Source organism: Candidatus Nitrosocosmicus sp. R (assembly GCF_054408505.1).
Genome location: NZ_CP167090.1, coordinates 396,284 through 419,452, shown reverse-complemented (window position 1 = coordinate 419,452; position 23,169 = coordinate 396,284). Strand labels below are relative to the sequence as shown.

The following is a 23,169-nucleotide window of genomic DNA, read 5'->3' as shown; positions in this document are numbered from 1 at the left end:
GATATTGTTGGTAAGAGAATACGCCTGTAAAAAATGCAAGGCTTTAACCACTGGGAAAATGTGTCCAGTTTGTAAGTCTACTGAATTATCCAAAGACTGGTTTGGAATCATGTTGATACTTCATCCAGAAAAATCAAAGGTCGCAGCTACATTGGAAATATCTGTTCCTCACAAATATGCTTTAAAAGTTACATAACATTTTTGAATTGAAAAATTATAACAATTTTTATAATTCAAACTTAAGAGATTTAGGACAAGGGCGAGAGGAGCAGGAGCGGGAGCAGGAAGAACATGGTGTTCCATTCCAATCAGAGGTAGAAAAAAGAGCCACACTGGTCGGCTTCTTAAATGAGGATATTGGCACTGGAGACATTACAAGCAATTTACTGATTCCAGAGGAGACTATTTCTAATGGAGCAATAGTTTGTAAGAACGCCGGAAAAAACATAATAGTTAGCGGACTTTCAGAGGCAAAAATTATTTTTGATATTTGTGGATGCGAAGCAACACTTCTGGTTGATGATGGAGTAAAAATAGCAAAAGGTACAGATGTGCTGGCAGTAGACGGATCATCAAGATCGATTCTAAAGGGAGAAAGAACAGCACTTAATCTTTTGATGCGTATGAGTGGAATATCTACCCGGACTAACCAATTTATCGAAAAATTAGGAGAATTGTCAAAAACTGTGAAGATTTCTTCAACAAGAAAAACTGTTCCGGGACTAAGGTATTTTGATAAAAAGGCCGTAGTCATCGGGGGCGGCATATCCCACAGGGTAAGACTTGATCAACTGATACTAATAAAGGACAATCATATCGCAGTTGTTGGTTCTGTGAAAAAAGCTATTGAGAAGGCCAAGTCTGTGTATGGAAATAAAAGAAAAATAGAATGCGAGGTAAATGATTTTAGTGGTATACTGGAAGCAATAAAATCAGGGGCCGACATAGTAATGCTGGACAATTTTAAACCAGAAGATGTCAAAGAGTCATTAGACAGAGTTAGGAAACTAGGCTTACGCGATAAAATCATTATCGAAGTATCTGGGGGCATAAATTTGGATAATATTTATGACTATGCCATTGCTAAACCAGATGTTATCTCTATTGGATCGTTAACTCATTCAGTTCAAGCAATAGATTTCAGTCTTGAAATTCCCGGATAATACTACATTTACACATCGAATATCAGTTCAATTAATTTTTTACAATCTTATCAAGCTATAGGATAAAATTAATTGTACTAAAGTCGCGTTAGTAATATCAGTAGCAGTATTAATAGGTGTTCTTGTTGTAATTAGATATTGGAACGTATCATGTTTAGGTTTGTAGTTTTTGTATGGCAGCAGTTGATTCCTCTAACCTTAGTAATATATCGTAGATGGATATGGTAAATGATGTAAGGATGTAACCTAGATGACTAGGGAGAAAGCAAACAAGAAGGTTGGTGGTAGAGTGATAGAGAGTGGGGTATGATAGGCCCCGGTCAAGAAATTGCCAACATTCTTTCTATCGGTATTATGGCTTTTTTTGCAATATTTTCAGGAACTTTTACCTCATGAACATCATTAAGGAGTGAATTGTATACTTTTTCGATTGTTATTTTTTTCATATATTTGCATATTGCGTCTTTTTTTACAGGGATAAATTCTTTAGATGGATTTTCTTCCTGCATCCTATGAAGTATTCCCACTTCTGTAGCTATTAGAAACTGATCATTTTTTGAGGAGCTAGCCTCTTTCATCATTCCTTCTGTTGATAATATTTTACAATCTCTGTTGATATCCCCTTTAGACACGTGGTATAGTGTAGAGGAAGTACAGCTACATTCAGGGTGGACCAAAAATTCGGCTTTTGAATACTTTTTCAACATTAAATTGATATCTTTGTCTGTAATACCAGCATGTACATGGCATTCACCGGGCCATATCTTAATATTATCCCTTTTCGTTACTTCTGCAACATAAGCTCCCAAAAACATGTCGGGCAAGAACAGGACGGGAATCTCCTTTGGAATACTCTGTACTACCTTTACTGCATTAGAAGAAGTACAGCAATAATCCGATAAAGCTTTTATCTCTGCAGATGTATTCACATAGCTTACAACCATAGCATCCGGATTTTCCCCTTTCCATTTTAAGAGTTCTTGTGGATTAATAGAAGAAGCAAGTGAACATCCAGCTTCCAAATCAGGTATCAAGACTTTCTTGTGTGGACTTATTATTGAAGCTGTTTCAGCCATGAAATGGACGCCACAAAATACAATAATTGAAGCATCTGTTTCCCCAGCTAATCTAGATAGTTTAAGAGAATCTCCAATAAAGTCAGATATATCTTGAACTTCAGAAATTTGGTAGTTATGCGACAGAATTATTGCATTTTTTTCTTTCTTTAGTCTTTGAATTTCTTCCGCGTATTCTAGTTTCAATACTGACATTACTTGCATAACAAATTATGATATTCTTCAATTTAAATAATAGTGATTTAGTATTTGATTGCCATGAATATTTCTATGCGGGTAATTGTTGCCTATAATATTCTAATTTCAAAATGCATATAATAAATATGAGTTTCAATATTAATAGCTCATGCCGACTCACGGATCATTAACTAAAGCTGGAAAGGTTAGAGGTCAAACTCCCAAAATACAAGCACGTGAAAGAACTAGCCCTTCATCTAAAGTTAGGAATAAGAATAACTTCGTAAAAAGATTTGAAAAAAGGATTCAACCAGGACAGAAAAAGCCAGAAAGAATGCATAGACGCTAAATAATCCTGCCTGCCATTCTCTGTTTTTTCTAAATTTTATTTAATTAATCAAGTTTATAATTTAACCATTATCATCTTTTCTTGATTGTTTTTTACCCAAATAAAATATTAATGGGTAAAAACAAAGCAAAAACATGTACAGCCATATTGCGGAAACATGGAAGACAATGTTGAAAACGAGATCTCCAGAAATAAAGAATAAAGCGTATGTATGGAGAAGAGAACCCACAATACATAAGATAGAACACCCAAGTCGCATAGATAGGGCAAGAGCATTAGGTTACAAGGCTAAACAAGGCATAATTGTGGTAAGAATTCGTGTTGGAAGAGGAGGAATGAGAAAACAACGTCCTGTATCAGGCAGAAGGCCAAAACACATTGGTGTAGTTCACATCAAACAAAGTATTAGTATGAAAAGGGTAGCCGAAAGACGTGTCAATGAAAAATACCTGAATTTAAGAGTGATGGGATCATATTTGCTTTATCAAGACGGAATGTATTCTTGGTTTGAAGTAATATTAGTAGATACAAATCACCCAGCTATCATAAAGGATAAAGAAATGAGAAGTAGAATAAATTTTAACTAATTAGATTAGTAGTAAAACTATTTTTTTCTTTTTATCCTTCTATTTCAATTACTTTATTTATGATGTCGTTGACTTCGTCAAGTGAAACGTCCTTGTCTATAGTTACATAATATATAACATCATCACTAGTTTTAGATGGAACTAATAATAGGGTAACAAATTCATTTTTTGTAATAGAGAATATGGTTTTTCCAATCGATGACTCAAAGGAAATTCGAAGTTGTTGTCTCATAGATTCGATAAAGTGTTCATCTCTAGCCTGTTCGGGAGATAATAATGGTTTCACATTCTTTCGCAGCTTGCCTGATAATGTTCTACCAAATCTATTTATTATTCCAACATAGCGAATCTTTTCAGAAATATTCAAAAATGCGATACACTTGTCATGATAAACAGATCTACCTGGATGATTATTATATTTATTTTCCATCGTTAATACAGTTGTAATTGTATTGCTTTAAAACATATTATTATTTCTTGTTTTTTGCCAATGATGAGATAAAAATTAAGACATTATTCAACATTCGATTTTATGTAAAAAATTTGTTCGACGAGTTTAGTGGTTAATCTACTACACAAGGTGCTTACCAACATGGTCGGCACAACCACTTTTTAGAGTCAAGCAAAGACTAGGTTTTTTCTTAGTCTACTCTATTTGAGCTAGGTGTATTTGTATCATGACAGTCACATTCGCACCTTGTCATTTTCATGTCAAAGGAGCAATCTTCGTCTGGACCGCAAGTCTCGTCAATTGGCCAATTACCCGGACATTCTTTATGTTTGTCTCTTTTGCAAAAAAAGGTTAAAAACATGCTGTAGTGTAAAGCTACAAATCTATATTAAATAACTGAGGTGCATAGATAGACCCTTCTCTGACTCTCTTTACTTTTGCGACTGACAAATAGTGTGGCCAGAGAGTTATCATAATTGCTCCCTCAGGAACATTTTCTGGTGATTCAATTACTATCAAATCATTAAGATTAACGCCATGTTCATTTAATTTTTCTTTACTTCTATCTATCAATTCTGCAGGCATCCCGCTGCTGTATAGATAGACTTTATCAGTATATTCTATTCTATTAGACACTAAATACATAAAAATTTTGCAATAAAAAAACATTACCGTGATATAACTTCATGTATTCTGTCATCAAACTATTCTATTTTTAATTACAGCTCATCAATATTGAACTTTGTAGTACAACCTATGCATTCATAGATCTCGCTGCCCACTTGGCCAGAAACATTGAATCTTACTATGGTCTTACATTTTGGACATCGTCCCTCAGTAGACTTTGTTTTTCGTACTGGTCTTGCAGTTTTTCTCTTTCTACTACCCATTTTATAATTAGTAATAAATTCAACCTTTTAATAAATTAAATTGATCCTTTGTAAAAGGATATAAAATTTTTACCTAAATAATTACAAATTAATTATTTAAAAGGTAATTTCTTTAAAAGAAACAGAAGACAGATACTAGACCGACAGATGAATAGATGAAAACGATATTGATTGTTTCATAATAAATTCAAAGATTGAATACAACTTAATCCTATAGAATATAAGAAAAAAAAATGAAAGCAAAAATCAGATACTGAAATGAAAAAATTGAAGGAAGAGATTAGCTAGTCTTGGCCTAATGCATTCTTTCCGCTGTTGATTTGTTCTTGGAAGCTCAAATTGTTACAAGATACGATTGCATCTTCACCAGAAACACACTGTGCATTTTGTTTATTGTCTTGATCTTGATCGATGTCTTGATCTCCGTCATTTCCTTTACCTTTTTTGTTATCTCCACCATTTTGTTGTCCTGCTGCGTTATTTCCATCATTGTCCTGGTCTTGAACGCTCAAATTGTTACAAGATGCAGCAATACTACCTCCTGCTACACACTGACTGTTCTGTTTGCTTTCTTGATCTTGATCGATGTCTTGATCAGAATCATTTCCTTTACCTTTTCCATTTTGTTGCCCTGCTGCGTTATTTCCATCATTGTCCTGGTCTTGAACGCTCAAATTGTTACAAGATGCTATCACATCTTCACCAGAGACGCATTGTGCATTTTGTCGTGAAGATTGACCTTGATCGATGTCTTGATCAGAATCATTTCCTTTGTTTTTCTTGTCTGTAGCCAAAACGTCATTCACAGCTAAAGTGGGACTCAAAAATAGTGCAAAGGTCACCACTGCAACCACAGCTAAAATATGTGGTTTTTTATTGTTTAATGTAAACATCATAAGTTAAGGTAATGTGTATAATATGTATAGTTCTTAAAATAAATATACTACTATCTTATATCAAATTTTTACTAAATAAAAAACTATTATATTTATTGTCAAAGCTCATCCCGAATCTGTCACCTGATGTGATAATTGAAGCATTAAAACTCTATTGTCTTGAAATATGGTTTGCTTCTTCCTTTCGCACACACCTTCCACTATCGTTAGGTCATTTGGTTTGTGGCGCAAGCAATTTGGCAAGTAAGCAAGACGGGCAGCAATACATCAAATTTAAGCAGTCTGCCATAGACACGATAGCAAACTGTATGTTTACACACGTGTTTAGATGCATCACATTTATCTCGGATAATTAATATCTTTCATCATAAATGGGAGATACCGGTACAAATATCACAGATTCAAAAAATACTAAAACACATATTGAAGTTACTATTGTGGGTAAAGATAAAGAAGGAATTGTAGCAGATACAACTAACTACATATTTAGAAACGGTGGAAACATTGAAAAGATAAACCAGAATGTAGTAAAAGGACTCTTTGGAATGCATCTTGAGGCGTCATTTCCAACGATTGATAAATCAAAGATGCAAATGGAATTGGATGAGCTGGGCAGAAAACTAGCCATGGAAGTGAAGGTACACTTTCATGAAGAGAACAAAGTCAAGAATGTCGCAATCCTAGTAAGCAGAGAAGATCATTGCTTATTGAAAATTCTAAATTCTCGCGCCTCTGGAGAAATAAATTGCAATATCTCTTTGATAATTGGCTCAGATGAAAAGCTAAAATCAATTGCAGATTCCTTTTCCATACCATTTCATTTTGTAAACCACGTGGAACAAAGTGTTGCAGAAAATGAAATTTTACAACTAGTTGAAAATTTCGACATTGACCTTATTGTTTTGGCAAGGTATATGAGAATACTAACGCCTAATTTTGTATGGCGCTATCCGAATAGAATCATAAATATCCATCCATCCTTATTGCCTGCTTTTCCCGGAGCTTTTGCCTATGTACAAGCTTATGAAAGAGGTGCAAAAATAATTGGATGTACCGCACACTTTGTAACAGAAGATCTAGATCAAGGTCCCATAATTATTCAAGAATCGTTTAAGGTTTTGACAGAAGACACATTGGAATCTATCAAGATAAAAGGTCAAATTGCTGAAGCTCTTGCACTGCTTGAAGCAGTAAAGCTGTTTTTAGAAGATAAATTAGAGATCTATTGGGGCAAAGTCAGTTATAAATAATCAAATATGTTTTATAGCATAGCGCAACGATCCTAATTAAATTAATAATGGAAATCAAGAATATCAATCAAAACAAATTTTCCAGCTTGATAAAAGATTTCAATTTCGAGTCGGCCATTTTACCTCTTGGTTCCATAGAACAGCACGGAGATCATTTACCATTTTCGACAGATACTCTTATTGTAGAACATATCTCAAACATTGTATCAATCAAATCGAAAGTATTATTGCTTCCTTCTCTTTTCTATGGCGTATCTTATGAACATGAACCACTCTTTAACATCTCAATAGACTATAACATATTAGTTGACTTTATCTCTTGTATTTGTCAGTCCCTATCAAAGCACGGTATCAAACGTATATTTGTAATCAATGGACATCATGGTAATATTGGCCTTTTACAATATGTCGGACAGAATTTATTATCAAAATATGCCATAAATTCAGACTTTTTCTACTTTATTAACTATTGGCAAATGCTTGAAACAGGATTTGATCATGCAGGAGAGGTAGAAACTTCCCTCATGATGGCTATACATCCAAATCTTGTTAATATGGATCTTGCAAAGGCAGGATTGGATACAAAATATCATGAAATCGGCTCTTTGTATAAACTGGGTACAAACATGTCAATTAACAATCCAGCAGGATTTACGAAATTTACTAAAAATGGAATATGGGGAAATCCCTTAAATGCCAATTCCACAGTAGGAAATAAAATGCTTTCCCAGGTAATAGAAAAAATTTCGTCTCTAATTACAGACCCCAACTATAGGTAATTCTTTATGTTTGTATAAAATAAGAAAAAACTAAATTTAATATAGGACATCCATTTGATAGAAAATAGGTTAGATAAAGTTGTCAGTAGATATGGCAGTTAAAGTCCTCGATGAAAGCCTCGGTAGAGATGTTTTGATAAAATTGAAGGGTGGTAAGGTTATTAGAGGAAACTTACAAGGTTTTGATCAACATATGAATTTATTATTAGAAAGTTCTGTGGAAATTTTAGAAGAAGGAAAGACAGATGAAATTGGAAATATCGTTGTGAGAGGAGATAATGTGGTTATAATTTCTCCCCCTCAGTTCAAATAACTACAATTAATTTTGAGGTAAAATGAATTGACAAAAGGAACAACATCTATGGGTAAATTTACCCGCAAGAAGACACATATTAGATGTAGAAGATGCGGACATAATTCATTTCACAAACGTGGCAAAACCTGTTCAAAATGTGGATATCCCGATCCAAAGCTCAGAAAATATAAATGGATAAAAAGGCGAGTAAAATAACCTTCTAATTTTTACTTATTTAACATTATTTTATTTTTATAAACCAACATGTCATTATAATTAGCATTAACATGATAGAGATACTCATAGTTGCCAGTTCAACCATGTTAGGCATAATTTGTGCCCTTTTTGTCTTCCAAATTATTAAAATAAGAAGAGAGAGTCGGTCAAAAATTCTCGGCAATGTAAAGTATGAGTTAAGCAGTCTTTACTTTGAAAAATCAGTTGCTTTAGAAGCTTTAAACAAGATTAACCAGCATTTTGATGAAAAAAAAATAGACGAGTATGAAAGGGACAGGCTATCGCATAAATATATCAATCTGTTAGAAGAGTATGATAAACGGGTCTTTCAGCTTAACCCAATACTAGAGGTACAGGAAATATACGAGTATAGAAATCAGTTAAATTCAATTTTATCAGATTATGTAAAAAAAATAGATACGAAGCTAACAAGTTTGGGATTAGGTAATAATGAACAAAATTTTAAGGATAAGGATAAGGATAAAACCCATTTAGATGCATACCTCAAACAACCTGCCTTGATACTAGATAAGATTAAAACAATAAAATCGGGTAACAAGAAAAAGAATGAATCATTTTCACAGATTGGTAGGGGTAATGATAGTTATAGTGATAGCGACAACAAGAGAGAACTAGGATTTGGCATAGAAGGATTGGAAGAAACAGGAGGATCAATTAATGATATGAATAAAGAGTATTCTCAAATCAATGAAGATATAGGAACATCATCGGTTTCACCGGTTCCCCCGGATTCGAAGCAATCCGCGAATAGAAACATTGACTTAAACGAGATTGACAAAATACAAAAAGACATCCTTAAAACATTAAAAAGGTTAGGGGATTCATAAATAATCACAATACGAACATAGGAATTGCAATAGTATCTTGACTACGACAGTTGTAAGTGCTTCGCGCGTTTCAATCGATTTAAATATACTTTCATCATTTTCACTATAAAGAATTATGTCTTCTCCCACTTCCAGTTCTCAAAATAATACCCCTTTGGATAAAAGCTTTGAAAATATTGCCCAACACATCATTGAAAATCATTTATCCAATAAACCGCGTATTATTGGATTAGGTAGTGGGCGGGCCTCAGCTAAAATTGTAAATCTGTTACCACCTTCAATAATAGAAAAGTGTAAATTTATTTGTACCTCATTACAAATAAAAATTGAAGCCGAGAGGAAGAAATTAAGCGTAGTTGATGAATCATTAATCCCTTTTTTAGACATTGTAATAGACGGAGCAGATCAAATTGATAGCAAGTTCTTTATGATAAAAGGTGGTGGTGGAGCTTTATTCCGTGAAAAGATCTTATACTACTCGTCTAAAAAAACAATAATTGTTGGAGACATCTCAAAATTTGTGCCGCGTTTTTCGAGATCAGTGCCTCTGGAAATCCTCCCATTTGGGAGAACTGCAACGTTACCTTTTTTGGATAAATTAAATGGTGTCCCAATACTCAGAACTTTGGAGAGGGGTTATCCCTATATAACAGAAAATGGAAATCTTATTCTAGACGTCATGTTTAATGATTATTCTAATGTTCTTCAATTGGATACAGAACTAAAGAAAATACCCGGGATTATTGAGACGGGGTTCTTTGTACAACCTGCAAATGTTTGTTATTGTGCCCTCGAGAATGACCGATACAAAGTCTATGAAAATCCCCCGAATCTGACCAGAGAACTTGGCTAGACGCAATCTTTTTCGCTCATCAGGTGATATTAATGAGTAACGATTATGATCATATCAATAGTAATAGCTGCGATCTAATAATAAAGAATGCAAATGCTGTGATACCTAAAGTAGGAGTTCTAAGAACAAACATACTCATAGAAAATGGAAAAATTAAAGAACTGACGAATTCATCAGCTAGTGTAAATTATTCAAAATCAATAAATGCAAATGATAAGTATGTATTACCGGGATTAATCGATCCCCACGTACATTATGGGGTATTTTCACCTATTGAAAAGGCTGCAGCAACCGAATCCAAATCTGCTGCGGTTGGTGGGGTGACCACCATTATGCGGATGCTTAGAGTATATGAATCATATAAAGATGAAATATCCAAGCATCTAGAAGCTAGTGCAAGGAACCATTTCATAGACTATGGCATACATGCATCGATACTAAATTCTGATCAAATTAATGATATTTCTTATTTGTATCAAAGTGGGATACATTCATTCAAACTCTACATGAATCTAGGTTCGACAGATAATAGGATATTGATGGATATGTACCCTCATAGAAATTTACGTCTACCGAAAAATGTGTTCATTTCAGATGAACTCTGTAATAGCGTCGTCGGCAAGTCTTCAACATTGAAGAATTCGGTTGTTCTCGTACACGCAGAAGACCATAATACGTGTGCGAATCTCATTGAGGAGAAGAAATTAGAAAAGTCAAGAACAGATAGTAGTTCTTTAGATGCAGGTGCAGAAAATATAAAAAATAATCCAACAAACCCTAGCAAGGATAATCCACTTTACATATGGTCTAAATGTAGACCTCCCGAGAGCGAAGTAATAGCCATAAAAAAGATAATGAACATGGCTAGACAATTTGGATCCAATATTTACTTTGTTCATATAGGATCAAATGGTGCATTGGATGCTATACTAACTGAGAGGCAAATTGGAGGCTGTAATGCCTATATTGAAACCTGTCCGCATTATTTGACTCACTCAGTAGATTTTGGTGATTTAAGGGGCAAGGTTGTACCACCTTTACGCTCCAAGAATGATATAGCTAGTTTATGGAGTGCTATAAAAAACGGAGTAATTGATACTATAGGAACCGATCACGTTGCGAATACCTTGAGTTTAAAGTCCGGGGAAAATAATGACATCTGGACCGCACTAGCAGGGTTTCCTGGAGTGGCCACTATGTTACCCGTCTTACTACATTATGGTGTAAATCTAAGACAACTGCCAATACAGCGCTTGGTAGAATTAACCAGTTACAATACTTCAAAGATATTTGGAATGTTTCCTAAAAAAGGTACAATACAAAAGGGCTCAGATGCAGATCTAGTTATTATAGATGTGAATTTGGTACAAAAAGTAACCCCAGACCTTTTGCAATCTTCCTCAGACTACACAATATATGACGGGATTAAATTGCAAGGCTGGCCCATCACAACCATATCAAGGGGAAAAATAATTATGGAAAATGGAATGGTACTTCCTGAAAATTTAGGACATGGGAAATTTATAGGATCGAATAATCACGTAATGAATGAATAAGACATAGAATCGGCTAACACATTAAAACGGATATTTTTAAAATCATGGGAAAGGGATTACACTTGAATAATCCTTCTCATCATCAGATTCATCGGCCATATTTGAATTAAATGGTAAAGCCATAGGCACATCGTCCTTGCTGGTAGTAGTAGTGGTAGTGGTAGTACTGCTGCTGCTCTTGTCGTTATTGTTGTCGTCATTATTGTTGTCGTCATTATTGTTATTGTTGTTATTGCTGCTCTTGTCGTTATTGTTGTCGTCATTATTGTTATTGTTATTGTTATTGTTATTGTTATTGTTATTGTCGTTGTCATTTGGATCAGATTTTAAATCAGGTACTTGATTAGATTGAGAGGGATTATTACCTAGATCAATACCAGTAGTTGCATGAACCACTCCAAATTCATTAACAGAAAAAACTAGAGTAGCTATTGTCACAAGTATAATAGCATAAAAATTCAATCCACGATTCATATGTCTAATTGAATTATTAGATTTACATATTAATGGATTTTGATAAATATTTCTATATTATTAATTTAGAAATTTATGCGGTACCATAAACTATCTATTTGTTATGGAATATTATTGACATAGGTTACATTAATCCTATTTAAATCTGATGACCCAAGATCCTTAATCATCTGATATGGAGGAATAAGCAACGGTATTATGTTTCTATCAACATTCTCTTGGGCATAAGACATAACGTCTCTTTCGAAATTTAATAATATTCCTCCTAAGATAAAAGTATATAATATTATTAAATAAATTTTTTTCATAAGAATATTATATTATATTTTACTATACAATATTTAAATTTTGACTATTGCTTTGAAGCAACTGTCAAATCTGGTCATATCTCCACAAAAACTAATCTTGTTTTGATTCAAGAAAAGAAAAGATGCAGACACTTTAGATTCCTAATCTACCACGAGTAAACAAGACTAATTTGGTTTATTGTAGGATCCGTACAATTATTATCCATCTATCCATCAATTCATCCTGTTATCCGTTATCTTATGTATAAAACCTAAGGTCAGGTCTAGTCGATAGAAATGAATCGTTTTATTTGTTCAATTAATGGGATTTTGATGATTTGTATCCACTCAGAGGAAAAAAGTAATACATTTAGTTTCACATATGAAAACCACAATTTTTGTAATGTGAATAATTCAGTAGAAAGATCCTTTGATAGACCTAACTGTTTTCAATTTTTATATAGCTATATGAGTAATAATATAGAATTGAAATCTTAAATGGCGTCTTCATCTCCTTCTTCTGATCCAATCCTTAAAGTTGATCGAATTTACAAAAGTTATGCTTCGACAGCCGGAGAAACACCGATATTAAAAAATATCGATTTTGATGTTAAAAAGGGAGAATTTGTGGCTATTGTGGGTCCCTCCGGTAGCGGTAAATCTACACTTCTAAACATACTAGGGACTTTAGATCGACCGACATCTGGAGATATTTATATCAATGGTGTAGATGTATTTTCTTTAAATGATCATGATCTGGCTTATTTGAGAAACAATGCGATTGGATTTATTTTTCAGTCATATAATTTAATTAACAGGGCTTCTGTTTTAAAGAACATTGAAATCCCATGTATAATATCAGGATTAAATAAAAAGGAGCGGTTAGAAAGGGCTTCAAAAATCATGGGATTGCTCGGAATTGAGGACAAAGGTAGTTTCAAACCATTCAATTTAAGTGGTGGTCAGCAACAACGAGTTGCAATCGCTAGAGCCCTAATGAATAATCCCTCCATAATTTTGGCTGATGAACCTACCGGTAACTTAGATACTAAAACGGGTAATGAAGTATTTAATTTGCTCAAGATGTTGTCTAATAAGTACGATAGGACCATAATAATGGTCACGCATAATCCGGAGTTGGCAATTAAAACCGATCGTATAATATATCTCAAGGATGGGGAAATAGAACGGGAAGAAAACATAGTTACCTGAAATATTTTTCTTGTGAATTCAGTCATGTAGTTAAGTAAATCTACATTTTTTCATCATACCTTAGATAACTTTAAGTCTATTTTGTTGTATATAATAGCGATTATTGTGATGATTACGATAACACGGATAAAAGCTCTGGTGACACAAAATATAAAGACAACAAAGAATCATCAAATTTATAAATCCACATTAATTAGAGATAGAATCCTTCTATTGTGTAAGTTCAATTTCGGTTTAATCCTAAATACCAATTTTTTCATGATGTTATACTTTAAAGTTTTGAGATGCGGTCATGGTAGTTCACCACCACAATTAAGGTTTGGATCTAGTTATGAACGAGTAGTGAGTAGTGATAGAGTCAATGGACATTAAGGAAATATTTGTCCTATCATTTCAGGCACTAAAAGAGAGAAAAATCAGGTCTCTTCTGACCATTCTAATGGTTATGGCGGGGACCAGTCTACTAGTAGCAGTAAATGGTGTAGGAGCAGGGTTTACTGAATTCTTTAATAAACAGTTTAGTAATTTAGCTCCTAACATTTTGTTTGTTACAAGTGGTCAAGAACAGGGCTCAGGTACTGTTGGCTCCGGCGGTGGAGGCGGTGGAGGCGGAGGAGGCGGAGGAGGCTCTGCAGGTTCCAAGATAACACTAAATGCGGCAGTCATAAACAGAATTAATTCATTGCCCTTTATCGAAGAAGTTATACCATCTTATCAGTCTCAGGTATTGATCAAATCTAAGGGTGAAGAAAAAACAAATGCAGCACTATCTATAGATCCAAATAAATTATTTGTAATTGCACCGACCCTTGATTTACAAGAGGGTTCTCAAATAAAACAAAATGATCCATCTGCAATTGTAATTGCAGAAAATATTGCCAAACCTCCTGGAGAAGACAACCCATTTGTAACATTGGGTGAGACAATAGAATTAGAATATTCATTTATTGATGACACAACTGGCAAACAAGACACAATACCTAAGAATTTTTTGGTTACCGCAATAATGGAATCAACAGGCAATCCAACAATAGACAATGCAGCAGTCATTAACCTGGATGCAGGCGATTCCCTATTTCAAAAATCAGGCAAGTATGATTCTTTATTTGTAGTAGCATCATCCAATGAGTTAGTTGATGTTGTTGAAAGCGAAATTAAGAAATTGTATGGAAATGATATAGGGGTAACAACAGTAAAAGCCATACTCAAGACCATTGAGCAATTTACAGGGGGGATTACATCCTTCTTGTTGAGCATAGCCATTATCTCATTAATAGTTGGTGCAGTAGGCATAATTACCACATTATATACTTCCGTGATTGAAAGAATCAGAGAAATAGGTACGTTAAAAGCAATAGGTGCACAAAGCTCTAACATTTTAACAATGTTCGTTTTTGAAGCTTTGATAATAGGTATGCTGGGTGCAACTCTGGGTTTAATTGGAGGTGTAGGAGGTGGGTATGCACTGTCTCAAGCTACCCCCAGAAATGAAGGTGATCCTCCACTCATTCCCCTTTTTTTTATGGGCGACATGATTACTGTATGGATAATCTCTGTTGTCCTAAGTGTAATAGCAGGATTGTTGCCAGCTTGGAAAGCATCGAAGGTAAGCCCCATAGAAGCGTTAAGACCAAAAACCTAGATGATTTATTTGGGCGAAATCACTAAAGGATTCATAAATAACCAAACTCATTCTACGATTTTGAACGAAAAATAATACTAATTTATATCAAATGTTCTAAATATTATCCCAATGGCTTTAAAACTTAGGTCTTTATGCTGTACTGGCCTATTGACCGTGTGGACCTGCTTGTTGATTTTATTGATCACCCAGTCCAAGTCACTTGATATTGGATTGATTAGTGCTCAGACTATAAAAGATCCGAACCTCAGTTTGCAACCAGTCTACAGGGGTTTTACGTCGCCTACAGGAATGGCATTTCTTGACGATTCTGGAAAGGATATCATAGTAATTGAAAAAAAAGGTAACGTAAAATTAATTTCAGATGGCATATTACAGGATACTCCGTTGAAGCAATTTGACGTCAATTTTGAAAGTGAACGCGGGTTATTAGGAGTGGAAGTAATGAAGGAAAATAACACCACAGTAGTTTTCTTTTATGTTACCGAAAACGACGCTGATCAAACCGTGACAGACCCCAATGAGAACTTGCGTAATAGAGTGTATAGTTTTGAATGGGATGGTACTGATCTTACTAATCAAAAGTTGATCTTAGATTTGCCCGCCATACCTGGACCAAATCACAATGGTGGTAAGATAATTCTAGGCAAGGACAACAATCTTTACGCCATAATAGGGGATTTAAACCACAGAACTAAATTACAGAATTTTGAGAATGGAGGAGATCCAGACTATACTGGTTCTATTTACAGGATTGATCCACATACAGGTTCTGCACCTGTCGATAATCCCTTTGTAGGGAGCGATGTTCCTAATATTGATAAAACTTTTGCATACGGTATTAGAAATTCCTTTGGTCTTACTGTAGATCCGATTACCGGAGATGTCTGGGACACAGAGAATGGTCCATCCTTTTCTGATGAAATAAATCGGGTAGAGCCTGGATTTAATAGCGGTTGGAGATCAATAATGGGTCCAACTGCATCACCTGACGAAATAAAAGATCTTGTCTTCCTTTCACCCAATTCTAACTATTCAGATCCAGAGATAAGTTGGCTTGAACCCACTGCGATCACAGACATAGAATTCATCAATAGTACCAACCTAGGACCCGACTACACCAACAATATTTTAGTAGGAGATAATAATAATGGTAACCTGTATTTTTTTAAATTAAATGACCAAAGAGACGGATTGGAAATACAGGACGCTATTATTGATTCAGAGGAAGAATTGAATAGTTACATTTTAGGAACAGGATTTGGCAGCATTACGGACATTCAAACAGGTCCAGATGGAGATATATATATCGTTTCCTTAGAAAGTGGAAATATATATAAAATCTCTTAATTTTTTAGGCCCTGTTAACTTAACGATAAATCTTTAGCTTAAAGACGCTCTATTTCTGTTATGTTAAGTAAAAGAACTAAAACATCTTCAGAGCATATTTACTATGGTCTGTATTTGTACTTTCTTGGCTTATCGCTTAGAAATACTGCCAAGGCATTGTCCTTTTTACATATTATCAATAGAAGTCACGTTGCAATTTGGAATTGGATTCAAAGGTATAAACCTCAAAAGGTTTCAACAAGAAGAACAAAAATATCAGAATACCTCATTGATGAGACATTAATAAAAGTCGGCTCAGAATACTCCTGGTTATGGGCAGCAATCGAACCAGAAAATAGGCAAATTCTCGCACTCTTTCTTAGCTAATAAATCCAAGGAGAGGAACATGCTTATCGCAGAGAGATTTATTTCAGGTCTGATCAAGATTCACGGAAAACATGTCGTATCAACAGACGGTGGAACCTGGTACCCAATGGCTTGTAGATTCCTAAAACTAAAACACCATATCAATTCTTCGTTTGAGAAAAGTCTGATTGAAAGAACTATGCAGTACATCAAGGATCGAACTGAAGGATTTGACGATTACTTTCCATGTAGTAAAGAGAAGTGTAAACTAGATCATGTCAAAAACTGGTTGAATCTATTTGTAAAAATACACAACAAGGAGGTGCCAAACGCCTAAGTTAACAGCGCCATTTTTTAGAATTAAATATTTATTATATCGATTATCACTAATAAATATAAATGAAAAAAGAATTCATAGTTGCCAAAATTGAAGCATCCACTGATGGTTCTCCTTATATATACGTATCATTCAAGGATCCTAATGAATATTTAAAATCTGGTGATAAGCAAATGAATCCTTTTGGTTCCAATGTAATGGCTTTTACTTCTCCTGAAGACCTTATGAAGAATCTGCCTAAAGCCATGTCAAATATCTCTAATATGTTTGGTGGAGGCGTAGTCAGCGATGCCCCTACTTTCAAAGTAACCATGAAAGAATATGACGATCTAAAGATCAAGGTTGGGGATAAAGTAGTTATAGATATTCAAAGATATGAACATAATGATACCTAACTAATATATCATAACAATCCAAAATGAAGGGCGGGTCCCTAAATATTACAGCGAATAAAAACAATAATGTATGGCAGTAATTGCTTCATTCCTTAGTTAATCACCATTCTCTAAATCATTTCGATCCTTTGTTTCAATTTCGAATAATTCGTGTTGTTTTTTGTCTTCTAAGGTAGTCAACACCGCTCCGCAATCGAAGCAAAAATAGTTTGAAGTTAACTTCGTCTTCAGATCAGCACTGGTGAGATATTTCTTATCAAGATTCGTTGGACTTTTGGCAGCAAGCGTCTCATCTGAAATTTCCTCATCGGCTTTAATATTATGACTAGTTTGATTTTTAGCTTGAGTAGTTTGATTATCATTTACTTTTATAGTATTATCGACGTTACTGTTTTTATCAGAACTTGATTCGTTCAATTCCACTTTTTCCCTCGGTTCATGTGATAACAAGGTACCATATCAATGATTTTATATATTATTTACCTTGAGTGGTTTAATCGTAGAAGCACCTGGTATCAACTAATATTTTTCTTGTTGTTTTTCTTGCGTTTGTACTATGAATCTACTATGGAAAACTCTTAAGCTGATATATAAGGAATCAAAGTGCAAAGTTCAAATCATTTTCCAAAGTCATACTCGGTATTCTTGGTACTATTAATGTTTATAAATTCTGCCAATTTCCGTTTTTCATCATAGACGATTACACAGGGATCGTCAGTAGTTTTTTTAGAAAAGAAATTCCGGTTCAAAGCTCCGGGGTTTAACACAAGGGTTTTTCCTATTTTTTCAATTCTTTTGATATGGGTATGACCGAGTATTAGAATGTCGAATAGTTGACTTTCCAGTAAGGATTCTGACAAATCAGGGTTTGTTCCATGATAGATGCCTATTTTTTTTGATGAAATCAAGAGTTTTCCAAATTCGTTTAGAAATAGAGCATTTTCAATTTCTCCAAACTGCCTTGTGATACCCATTAATTCCCCATCATTGTTCCCCCGAACCCCATAAAATTTTGTTTCTTTGTCTAATTTCTTGAATAAACTAATCATTCCGGGATAAACGTAATCACCTGCGTGGAAAACATGGTTTATCTTCATCATGTTAAAAATATTTATTGCTTTTTCAGTATTTTCAATATCATCATGGGTATCTGAGATTACGCCGATTTTCACTATCAATAGTTTTCTAATCATAATAAAAAATCTTGTGATTCTCTTAATAACACCAGGAAAGAAAAAATTCAAGAAACAACTTAAAAATACTATGTATCAAAATATTGAAATGAGTACGGCGTTAAGCAGTTCTAGTGTTCTGCGGATAGCAATTTCCAAATACTTTTGATTTCTCAAGATCATAAATTTTGATTTATTTTTTCAATAGAATCCAGGTTTTATCCTACATGGCCCCAATAGAGAGGCTTGGGGGGAATTGGAGGATGGAGATTGGAGGATGGAGCAAGTACTTTAGGACTGTTCTTTCACGTAAATAGATGATTTCTTGTCTGATCTTTGAATGATGTAAAAAGCATGGCAGGAAATTATAAGAGCCGCAAGAGTCATTTTAGTTGCGAAAACTAAATTCCAGGGTGTTTCAGGGTTAGGATAACTTATATTGATTTCATCAAAATTCAAGGAGTTATTGATGGTATGTACAGTAATCAACGCTCCCCACACCGTAAAATTGTATGTAAATTCATAAGCTGAAATGACTATCAAGATAATTGCAAATACAGATAATACTGATCGAACTATTTTAGGTGTATTTTGTACTCTGCTATATCCGATTTTGGTGACACAAAACCATGTGATAACTGAGAATATTGCAAGATAAGTAACCAATTTGCCAGATCCATCAAAGATTAAATCGTTCTTTACGATTGTTTCGCCTATATTTAATGCACCGGTTTTATCATATTCCACCCAACTCCAATACATTCCAAACATTGTTATATACAGCATCATAAATGCTGAAAAATAGAAAAATACTATATAAATAAAATGTGAATCAATACTATGAAAAAAATTGGTCAACATATTATTCATGCGCAGTACTGTTAGTTAAATTGTAGCGAATATAAAATTAACTTTATTGTTGTCAAGATTCGTTGACACTCTTGATGTGCTTTAATAATCGCACAGCATCTCTTTCCTTCAAACTCTTTTTATTATTCAGGACATAACCTCTAAAACTTTCAACCTGAGAATTGATTTCAGGATACTTTAATTTACATTTGTCCAAAATATCTTCGTAAGTCCTATAAGGAAAATAGGTCTGTTTTGATACTTTAAGGATCGATCTTCCGGTCTCATTGTCTATGATCTTGTATTTCTTAGCCAAAAACAAATTGTATCTAATATCAATCAATGCTTCTGATTTGTAATTTGTATAATCCGTAAACGTCACAGCTACCTCATCATCAGACTCCAAGATTCCATCCCTAAAAAGTCTAAAAATTTTTCCTATTCCTATCATCCCGTATTTACCAAGTTCGACCGCCCGAAGTGCACCTAAACTCGATGATCCAAAAACCTTTACATTCCTTTTTCGGACTAAATTATATACCTCAATTGGGGTAGGGGGATAATCCTGAAGAAAATATCCGTCAACCAATCCAACAATATCAACTTCTTTTAGTATCAACTGAAGCAGGTCCCCTTTTTTAGCAGGTAGTCGGTAATCTGCGTCTAGAATTTTTCTTGCTTTCTCCCTAGATAGAGACGGTCCTAAAAATATTACAGGTTTGGACCTAACCATTTTTTAACACTTTCCTGAGCTCTTTGACCGATAACTGCTTTATTTATTTTGAATGTTTCCAACCCAGGGACAATGACTCTAATAACTGGTATATTTAATTTTGAATTAGTCAAGTTTACCACGATAGCTTTCTTTAGACCTTTTGTTTTTAAACTACTCAGTATAAGTTTTATGTCATCCAGTATATCATCATAGGTAAATGTGTGAACATCTGAAAATGATTTTATTTCTTTTGACTTTATGAATTGCCATGATCTGTTTTCATCACTATTTTCAGGATCATATTTCATCTTTCTTAGATCATCTCTCGAACCTTGAATATTAGCAGCTCTTGATTGGGATACTTCTGTTATTGCCCTCATAAGTGCAATTCGTGCATCTGGATGAGTTCCATGACCTTCTACCAAATATCCATATTCATGATTAACCCACTCGGCACTACTTGCTATGAAAGTTGGAATTCCGAGGTCGGATGTAATATCCTTTACAGTCAAGGATATTTGAGAACTCCTAAACCTATTAACGATTCTCTTAATAGGAACGTGTTCGATACTGTTCAGATCAATTTCGGGATAAATAGAATCATCATCCATAAAGTTCTTTGAGTCAATTGACTTTAAATGAAAACCCTTCTTTACGAGCGAATTTTCAACAGTTTTCAAGATATGATACTGAAATGCACTAGAAGTGAATTCCGCCAAACTCACTGCATCCCTTTCTACAACTTCGCATAGGGCATGACAAATTGCTTCTTCGATTACATTCCCAGAAGCCAGTCCATTAGTATGGAAGAAGGAGTAAGGATTTATGGATGGTGGCGACGGAGTATATCTGAAAATTGTTAATGGGGCAGGCACCAATACTTCTGTATTATTTAATAAATCATAACCGATACAATAATCCATTATCATTTCTTCATTCAAGTGGAATGAAACTGGTTCTACTACTTCATCATATTTTAGAACATTATAACTTTGAGATAATTCTTTAAAAGTGCCCCTTTGAATTTTTCCGTCGAAATTTGCAGGTAATGATGAAAACCTTTCAATGCTTTCCATGATAACACTAGCCCTTGCATGGTTTTTCGTCGGACCCTTTCCACTATATACCCAGATGTAGTCTTCAGTTCCTGGTAATACGGCTGAAAAATTAGGTATCTTAAGCCTATCCATATTTGTAATATCTGCAATTCTTGTAATCCCAATCTCCTGAATCAAGGAATTTACTTTTTCCAAAGTTTGTTCTACTGGCTGGATCCTAGATGTACCCATCGCATTCCATTTTTTTTGAGATTTCAATAATAATTGAGACGTAGTTTTCAATAAGAATTTACATTCATCATTTCTATAAGATATTATTTTAATTATTGGATTGCTATAATGTTAATGCTAAATCAAAGAGTATAGATAGATTATTGGTTCATAAAAAGCAGAGGGGAATAGTAAAAGTATATATAATATAATTCCTCTTGAGGAACTACTTGAGTTCTATCAATATAGAAGCTGAAGTTATAAGCGAGATTTTACTTAAGGCAGCCAGTGAACCCGAATTCAGGAAACGACTGATTAGGAGCCCAAAAAGAATACTTGATTGTTATAATATTTCAAATGAAGCCAAGCAAGTAATTCAGAAGAGCATTGTTGATTTAACTCAATAAATTCTAATAGTTTTAATTATCAACCATAGAATCAAATATTTAATTAGTCCAATGATCAAAGCATCAATCTATAACAACAACAAGTGCCAATGCAGTTCATTTTTTAGGATGCCAAGGCTCACACTAATTGTACTCTTAGTAATTTTTTTTATTGATGTAACACCAGGTTTTTCACTTTCTGTTTTAGCTGCAGTTAGCGTGAATAATACCAGTCAAGGATCTCAGGACGTTTCTATTAGTGGAACAGTTTCCTCAAATCAGGATATCTTTCACATTTCTGGGCTGGAACAATCATTTTTTATTTTCCCGGTTAAAAATGAAAGCACTACTTATTCAGGAGTATTGACTTTTACTTCGAGTAAACCCGTACAAATGCAATCGTTGAACATATTGACTATAAATAATAGCTTGAAACTGCCTGTCCAATTTGGAACACTATATACATTTCCTATTAACGATACTGCGGTAATTCCAACTAATCTGCTTGACGAGCCCAAAAACACCGGTAGTGTCCAGTTCTCTGGGAATGGATTGCGTATTATAACAAATGAACCTTTTTTGGTTAGTTATTCTTTTAGTGGAAAAGTATTTCATTCTATTGCAAATAACAATATAGAAAGTGCACTTGAGGTATATAGAGACTTGACTGGAACCTACTCGTGACAAATAAAGTATGAGAAATTTCAATCGGTTCGATTACAACCGGTTTTTTGAAGATCATTCAACCTAAATATTTTTTTTCTTGTAAAGCTATTTCATATCAAGTTTTAAAGACTATTAAAGAAGATAGTAAATAATTCCACAAGATAAATGAGTTGGAGACTGCATCATTCTTTAATGAGCAGAGCCGGTGTTATATGATGGAATCGTTTTTTAATGAATGTGAAATAAAAATATTATTTGAAAACAAAATAGTAGGTGAAACCATGCAAAATAATTACGATATCGGCCACCAATCAAATAGAATCGAACTGCTTGAAACGATATCCTCGAATCTTGTAATTGAGGATTTCAGAGGCAAGAATTTTGAATTTGCATGTGCTTTGGCACATTCGATGTGTTTTAAACACGGGGATATACAGATGGTCCATGTAAAACGATTTGAGGAGTTGGATTTATTTGAGCTCGTAGTATACTACTCTAACTCAGATGTTATAGACGAGGAAAGAAAGAAACAGATTATGTTTTATCATTCCCAAAATAAATTAGATTTTGAGTACTTAGATCCTGTAAGCATATTGCAATCATCAAATTCCTACATTAGTAAAGTACATCCCGACTAGCTTCTTTGAATTTTGTGAAAATTAAA

Annotated in this window: 31 protein-coding genes; 20 read left to right on the top strand and 11 right to left on the bottom strand. The window is 34.1% G+C overall.

Going from position 1 to position 23,169, the window contains the following annotated elements; translation table 11 throughout:
• The first annotated feature begins 7 nt into the window (after positions 1-7).
• Positions 8-196: a transcription elongation factor subunit Spt4 gene (gene spt4 / locus AAGU22_RS02215; protein ID WP_458720611.1), complete on the top strand. Its 189-nt coding sequence runs from the start codon at positions 8-10 to the stop codon at positions 194-196.
• 10 nt (positions 197-206) lie between these two features.
• Positions 207-1,163, top strand: a complete 957-nt coding sequence (gene nadC, locus AAGU22_RS02210) for a carboxylating nicotinate-nucleotide diphosphorylase (RefSeq protein ID WP_458720610.1) — start codon at positions 207-209, stop codon at positions 1,161-1,163.
• A 320-nt stretch (positions 1,164-1,483) separates the two neighbouring features.
• On the opposite strand, the gene nadA is transcribed toward nadC, so the two are convergent.
• Positions 1,484-2,434, bottom strand: a complete 951-nt coding sequence (nadA, locus tag AAGU22_RS02205; protein WP_458721727.1) for a quinolinate synthase NadA — start codon at positions 2,432-2,434, stop codon at positions 1,484-1,486.
• 151 nt (positions 2,435-2,585) lie between these two features.
• Here nadA and AAGU22_RS02200 point away from each other — a divergent pair, with 151 nt between their 5' ends.
• On the top strand, positions 2,586-2,765 hold the full coding sequence (locus AAGU22_RS02200) for a 30S ribosomal protein S30e (protein ID WP_148687371.1): 180 nt from the start codon (positions 2,586-2,588) through the stop codon (positions 2,763-2,765).
• Positions 2,766-2,899: 134 nt separating this feature from the next.
• Positions 2,900-3,352, top strand: a complete 453-nt coding sequence (locus AAGU22_RS02195) for a 50S ribosomal protein L15e (RefSeq protein ID WP_196818093.1) — start codon at positions 2,900-2,902, stop codon at positions 3,350-3,352.
• A gap of 31 nt (positions 3,353-3,383) precedes the next feature.
• Here the strand turns inward: AAGU22_RS02195 and AAGU22_RS02190 are convergent, their stop codons facing one another.
• The 4 genes from AAGU22_RS02190 to AAGU22_RS02175 form a co-directional block, all read right to left on the bottom strand.
• Complete coding sequence (locus AAGU22_RS02190) at positions 3,384-3,782, bottom strand: hypothetical protein (protein WP_458720609.1); 399 nt, start codon at positions 3,780-3,782, stop codon at positions 3,384-3,386.
• Between the two features lie 396 nt (positions 3,783-4,178).
• Positions 4,179-4,439: a hypothetical protein gene (locus AAGU22_RS02185; protein WP_458720608.1), complete on the bottom strand. Its 261-nt coding sequence runs from the start codon at positions 4,437-4,439 to the stop codon at positions 4,179-4,181.
• Between the two features lie 83 nt (positions 4,440-4,522).
• A complete protein-coding gene (locus AAGU22_RS02180; RefSeq protein ID WP_458720607.1) occupies positions 4,523-4,693 on the bottom strand; it encodes a hypothetical protein in 171 nt (56 codons plus the stop codon).
• Positions 4,694-4,977: 284 nt separating this feature from the next.
• Positions 4,978-5,589 carry a hypothetical protein gene (locus tag AAGU22_RS02175; RefSeq protein ID WP_458720606.1) on the bottom strand — a complete coding sequence of 204 codons (612 nt, stop codon included), beginning with the start codon at positions 5,587-5,589 and terminating at the stop codon, positions 4,978-4,980.
• 95 nt (positions 5,590-5,684) lie between these two features.
• Between AAGU22_RS02175 and AAGU22_RS02170 the strand changes: the two genes are divergently transcribed.
• The 8 genes from AAGU22_RS02170 to AAGU22_RS02135 all read left to right on the top strand — a co-directional run bounded on the left by AAGU22_RS02170 (position 5,685) and on the right by AAGU22_RS02135 (position 11,407).
• The gene (locus AAGU22_RS02170) at positions 5,685-5,945 is read left to right on the top strand and encodes a hypothetical protein (RefSeq protein ID WP_458720605.1); all 261 of its coding nucleotides are present in this window, start codon (positions 5,685-5,687) and stop codon (positions 5,943-5,945) included.
• A gap of 15 nt (positions 5,946-5,960) precedes the next feature.
• A complete protein-coding gene (locus AAGU22_RS02165; RefSeq protein ID WP_458720604.1) occupies positions 5,961-6,839 on the top strand; it encodes a formyltetrahydrofolate deformylase in 879 nt (292 codons plus the stop codon).
• A 47-nt stretch (positions 6,840-6,886) separates the two neighbouring features.
• Complete coding sequence (locus AAGU22_RS02160) at positions 6,887-7,618, top strand: creatininase family protein (RefSeq protein WP_458720603.1); 732 nt, start codon at positions 6,887-6,889, stop codon at positions 7,616-7,618.
• A 79-nt stretch (positions 7,619-7,697) separates the two neighbouring features.
• Positions 7,698-7,931 carry an LSm family protein gene (locus AAGU22_RS02155; RefSeq protein WP_149861860.1) on the top strand — a complete coding sequence of 78 codons (234 nt, stop codon included), beginning with the start codon at positions 7,698-7,700 and terminating at the stop codon, positions 7,929-7,931.
• Positions 7,932-7,958: 27 nt separating this feature from the next.
• A complete protein-coding gene (locus AAGU22_RS02150; RefSeq protein WP_196818086.1) occupies positions 7,959-8,129 on the top strand; it encodes a 50S ribosomal protein L37e in 171 nt (56 codons plus the stop codon).
• Between the two features lie 71 nt (positions 8,130-8,200).
• Positions 8,201-8,998 carry a hypothetical protein gene (locus AAGU22_RS02145; RefSeq protein ID WP_458720602.1) on the top strand — a complete coding sequence of 266 codons (798 nt, stop codon included), beginning with the start codon at positions 8,201-8,203 and terminating at the stop codon, positions 8,996-8,998.
• Positions 8,999-9,113: 115 nt separating this feature from the next.
• Positions 9,114-9,851: a ribose 5-phosphate isomerase A gene (gene rpiA / locus AAGU22_RS02140; protein ID WP_458720601.1), complete on the top strand. Its 738-nt coding sequence runs from the start codon at positions 9,114-9,116 to the stop codon at positions 9,849-9,851.
• A 32-nt stretch (positions 9,852-9,883) separates the two neighbouring features.
• Positions 9,884-11,407, top strand: a complete 1,524-nt coding sequence (locus tag AAGU22_RS02135) for a dihydroorotase (protein WP_458720600.1) — start codon at positions 9,884-9,886, stop codon at positions 11,405-11,407.
• 42 nt (positions 11,408-11,449) lie between these two features.
• On the opposite strand, the gene AAGU22_RS02130 is transcribed toward AAGU22_RS02135, so the two are convergent.
• On the bottom strand, positions 11,450-11,869 hold the full coding sequence (locus AAGU22_RS02130; protein ID WP_458720599.1) for a hypothetical protein: 420 nt from the start codon (positions 11,867-11,869) through the stop codon (positions 11,450-11,452).
• Between the two features lie 797 nt (positions 11,870-12,666).
• Here AAGU22_RS02130 and AAGU22_RS02125 point away from each other — a divergent pair.
• From AAGU22_RS02125 to AAGU22_RS02100, 6 genes are all read left to right on the top strand, one after another.
• Positions 12,667-13,380 carry an ABC transporter ATP-binding protein gene (locus AAGU22_RS02125; protein WP_458720598.1) on the top strand — a complete coding sequence of 238 codons (714 nt, stop codon included), beginning with the start codon at positions 12,667-12,669 and terminating at the stop codon, positions 13,378-13,380.
• Positions 13,381-13,729: 349 nt separating this feature from the next.
• Positions 13,730-15,022 carry an ABC transporter permease gene (locus AAGU22_RS02120; protein WP_458720597.1) on the top strand — a complete coding sequence of 431 codons (1,293 nt, stop codon included), beginning with the start codon at positions 13,730-13,732 and terminating at the stop codon, positions 15,020-15,022.
• A gap of 111 nt (positions 15,023-15,133) precedes the next feature.
• The gene (locus tag AAGU22_RS02115; RefSeq protein WP_458720596.1) at positions 15,134-16,372 is read left to right on the top strand and encodes a PQQ-dependent sugar dehydrogenase; all 1,239 of its coding nucleotides are present in this window, start codon (positions 15,134-15,136) and stop codon (positions 16,370-16,372) included.
• A 60-nt stretch (positions 16,373-16,432) separates the two neighbouring features.
• Complete coding sequence (locus AAGU22_RS02110) at positions 16,433-16,738, top strand: hypothetical protein (RefSeq protein ID WP_458720595.1); 306 nt, start codon at positions 16,433-16,435, stop codon at positions 16,736-16,738.
• 19 nt (positions 16,739-16,757) lie between these two features.
• Positions 16,758-17,054: a hypothetical protein gene (locus AAGU22_RS02105; protein WP_458718895.1), complete on the top strand. Its 297-nt coding sequence runs from the start codon at positions 16,758-16,760 to the stop codon at positions 17,052-17,054.
• 62 nt (positions 17,055-17,116) lie between these two features.
• Positions 17,117-17,449 carry a hypothetical protein gene (locus AAGU22_RS02100; protein WP_458720594.1) on the top strand — a complete coding sequence of 111 codons (333 nt, stop codon included), beginning with the start codon at positions 17,117-17,119 and terminating at the stop codon, positions 17,447-17,449.
• Between the two features lie 96 nt (positions 17,450-17,545).
• Here the strand turns inward: AAGU22_RS02100 and AAGU22_RS02095 are convergent, their stop codons facing one another.
• From AAGU22_RS02095 to AAGU22_RS02075, 5 genes are all read right to left on the bottom strand, one after another.
• On the bottom strand, positions 17,546-17,872 hold the full coding sequence (locus tag AAGU22_RS02095) for a hypothetical protein (protein WP_458720593.1): 327 nt from the start codon (positions 17,870-17,872) through the stop codon (positions 17,546-17,548).
• Between the two features lie 194 nt (positions 17,873-18,066).
• The gene (locus AAGU22_RS02090) at positions 18,067-18,621 is read right to left on the bottom strand and encodes a metallophosphoesterase (protein WP_458720592.1); all 555 of its coding nucleotides are present in this window, start codon (positions 18,619-18,621) and stop codon (positions 18,067-18,069) included.
• Positions 18,622-18,912: 291 nt separating this feature from the next.
• Entirely contained in the window at positions 18,913-19,410 is a 498-nt protein-coding gene (locus AAGU22_RS02085; RefSeq protein WP_458720591.1) for a hypothetical protein, read from the bottom strand.
• A gap of 133 nt (positions 19,411-19,543) precedes the next feature.
• Entirely contained in the window at positions 19,544-20,203 is a 660-nt protein-coding gene (locus AAGU22_RS02080) for a TfuA-like protein (protein ID WP_458720590.1), read from the bottom strand.
• Positions 20,182-21,525, bottom strand: coding sequence for a YcaO-like family protein (locus AAGU22_RS02075; RefSeq protein ID WP_458720589.1), 1,344 nt, complete (start codon positions 21,523-21,525; stop codon positions 20,182-20,184). The genes AAGU22_RS02080 and AAGU22_RS02075 overlap by 22 nt, the downstream gene beginning before the upstream one ends.
• Positions 21,526-21,968: 443 nt before the next feature.
• Between AAGU22_RS02075 and AAGU22_RS02070 the strand changes: the two genes are divergently transcribed.
• On the top strand, positions 21,969-22,523 hold the full coding sequence (locus tag AAGU22_RS02070) for a hypothetical protein (RefSeq protein WP_458720588.1): 555 nt from the start codon (positions 21,969-21,971) through the stop codon (positions 22,521-22,523).
• Between the two features lie 194 nt (positions 22,524-22,717).
• Complete coding sequence (locus AAGU22_RS02065) at positions 22,718-23,143, top strand: hypothetical protein (RefSeq protein WP_458720587.1); 426 nt, start codon at positions 22,718-22,720, stop codon at positions 23,141-23,143.
• Positions 23,144-23,169: the final 26 nt, after the last annotated feature.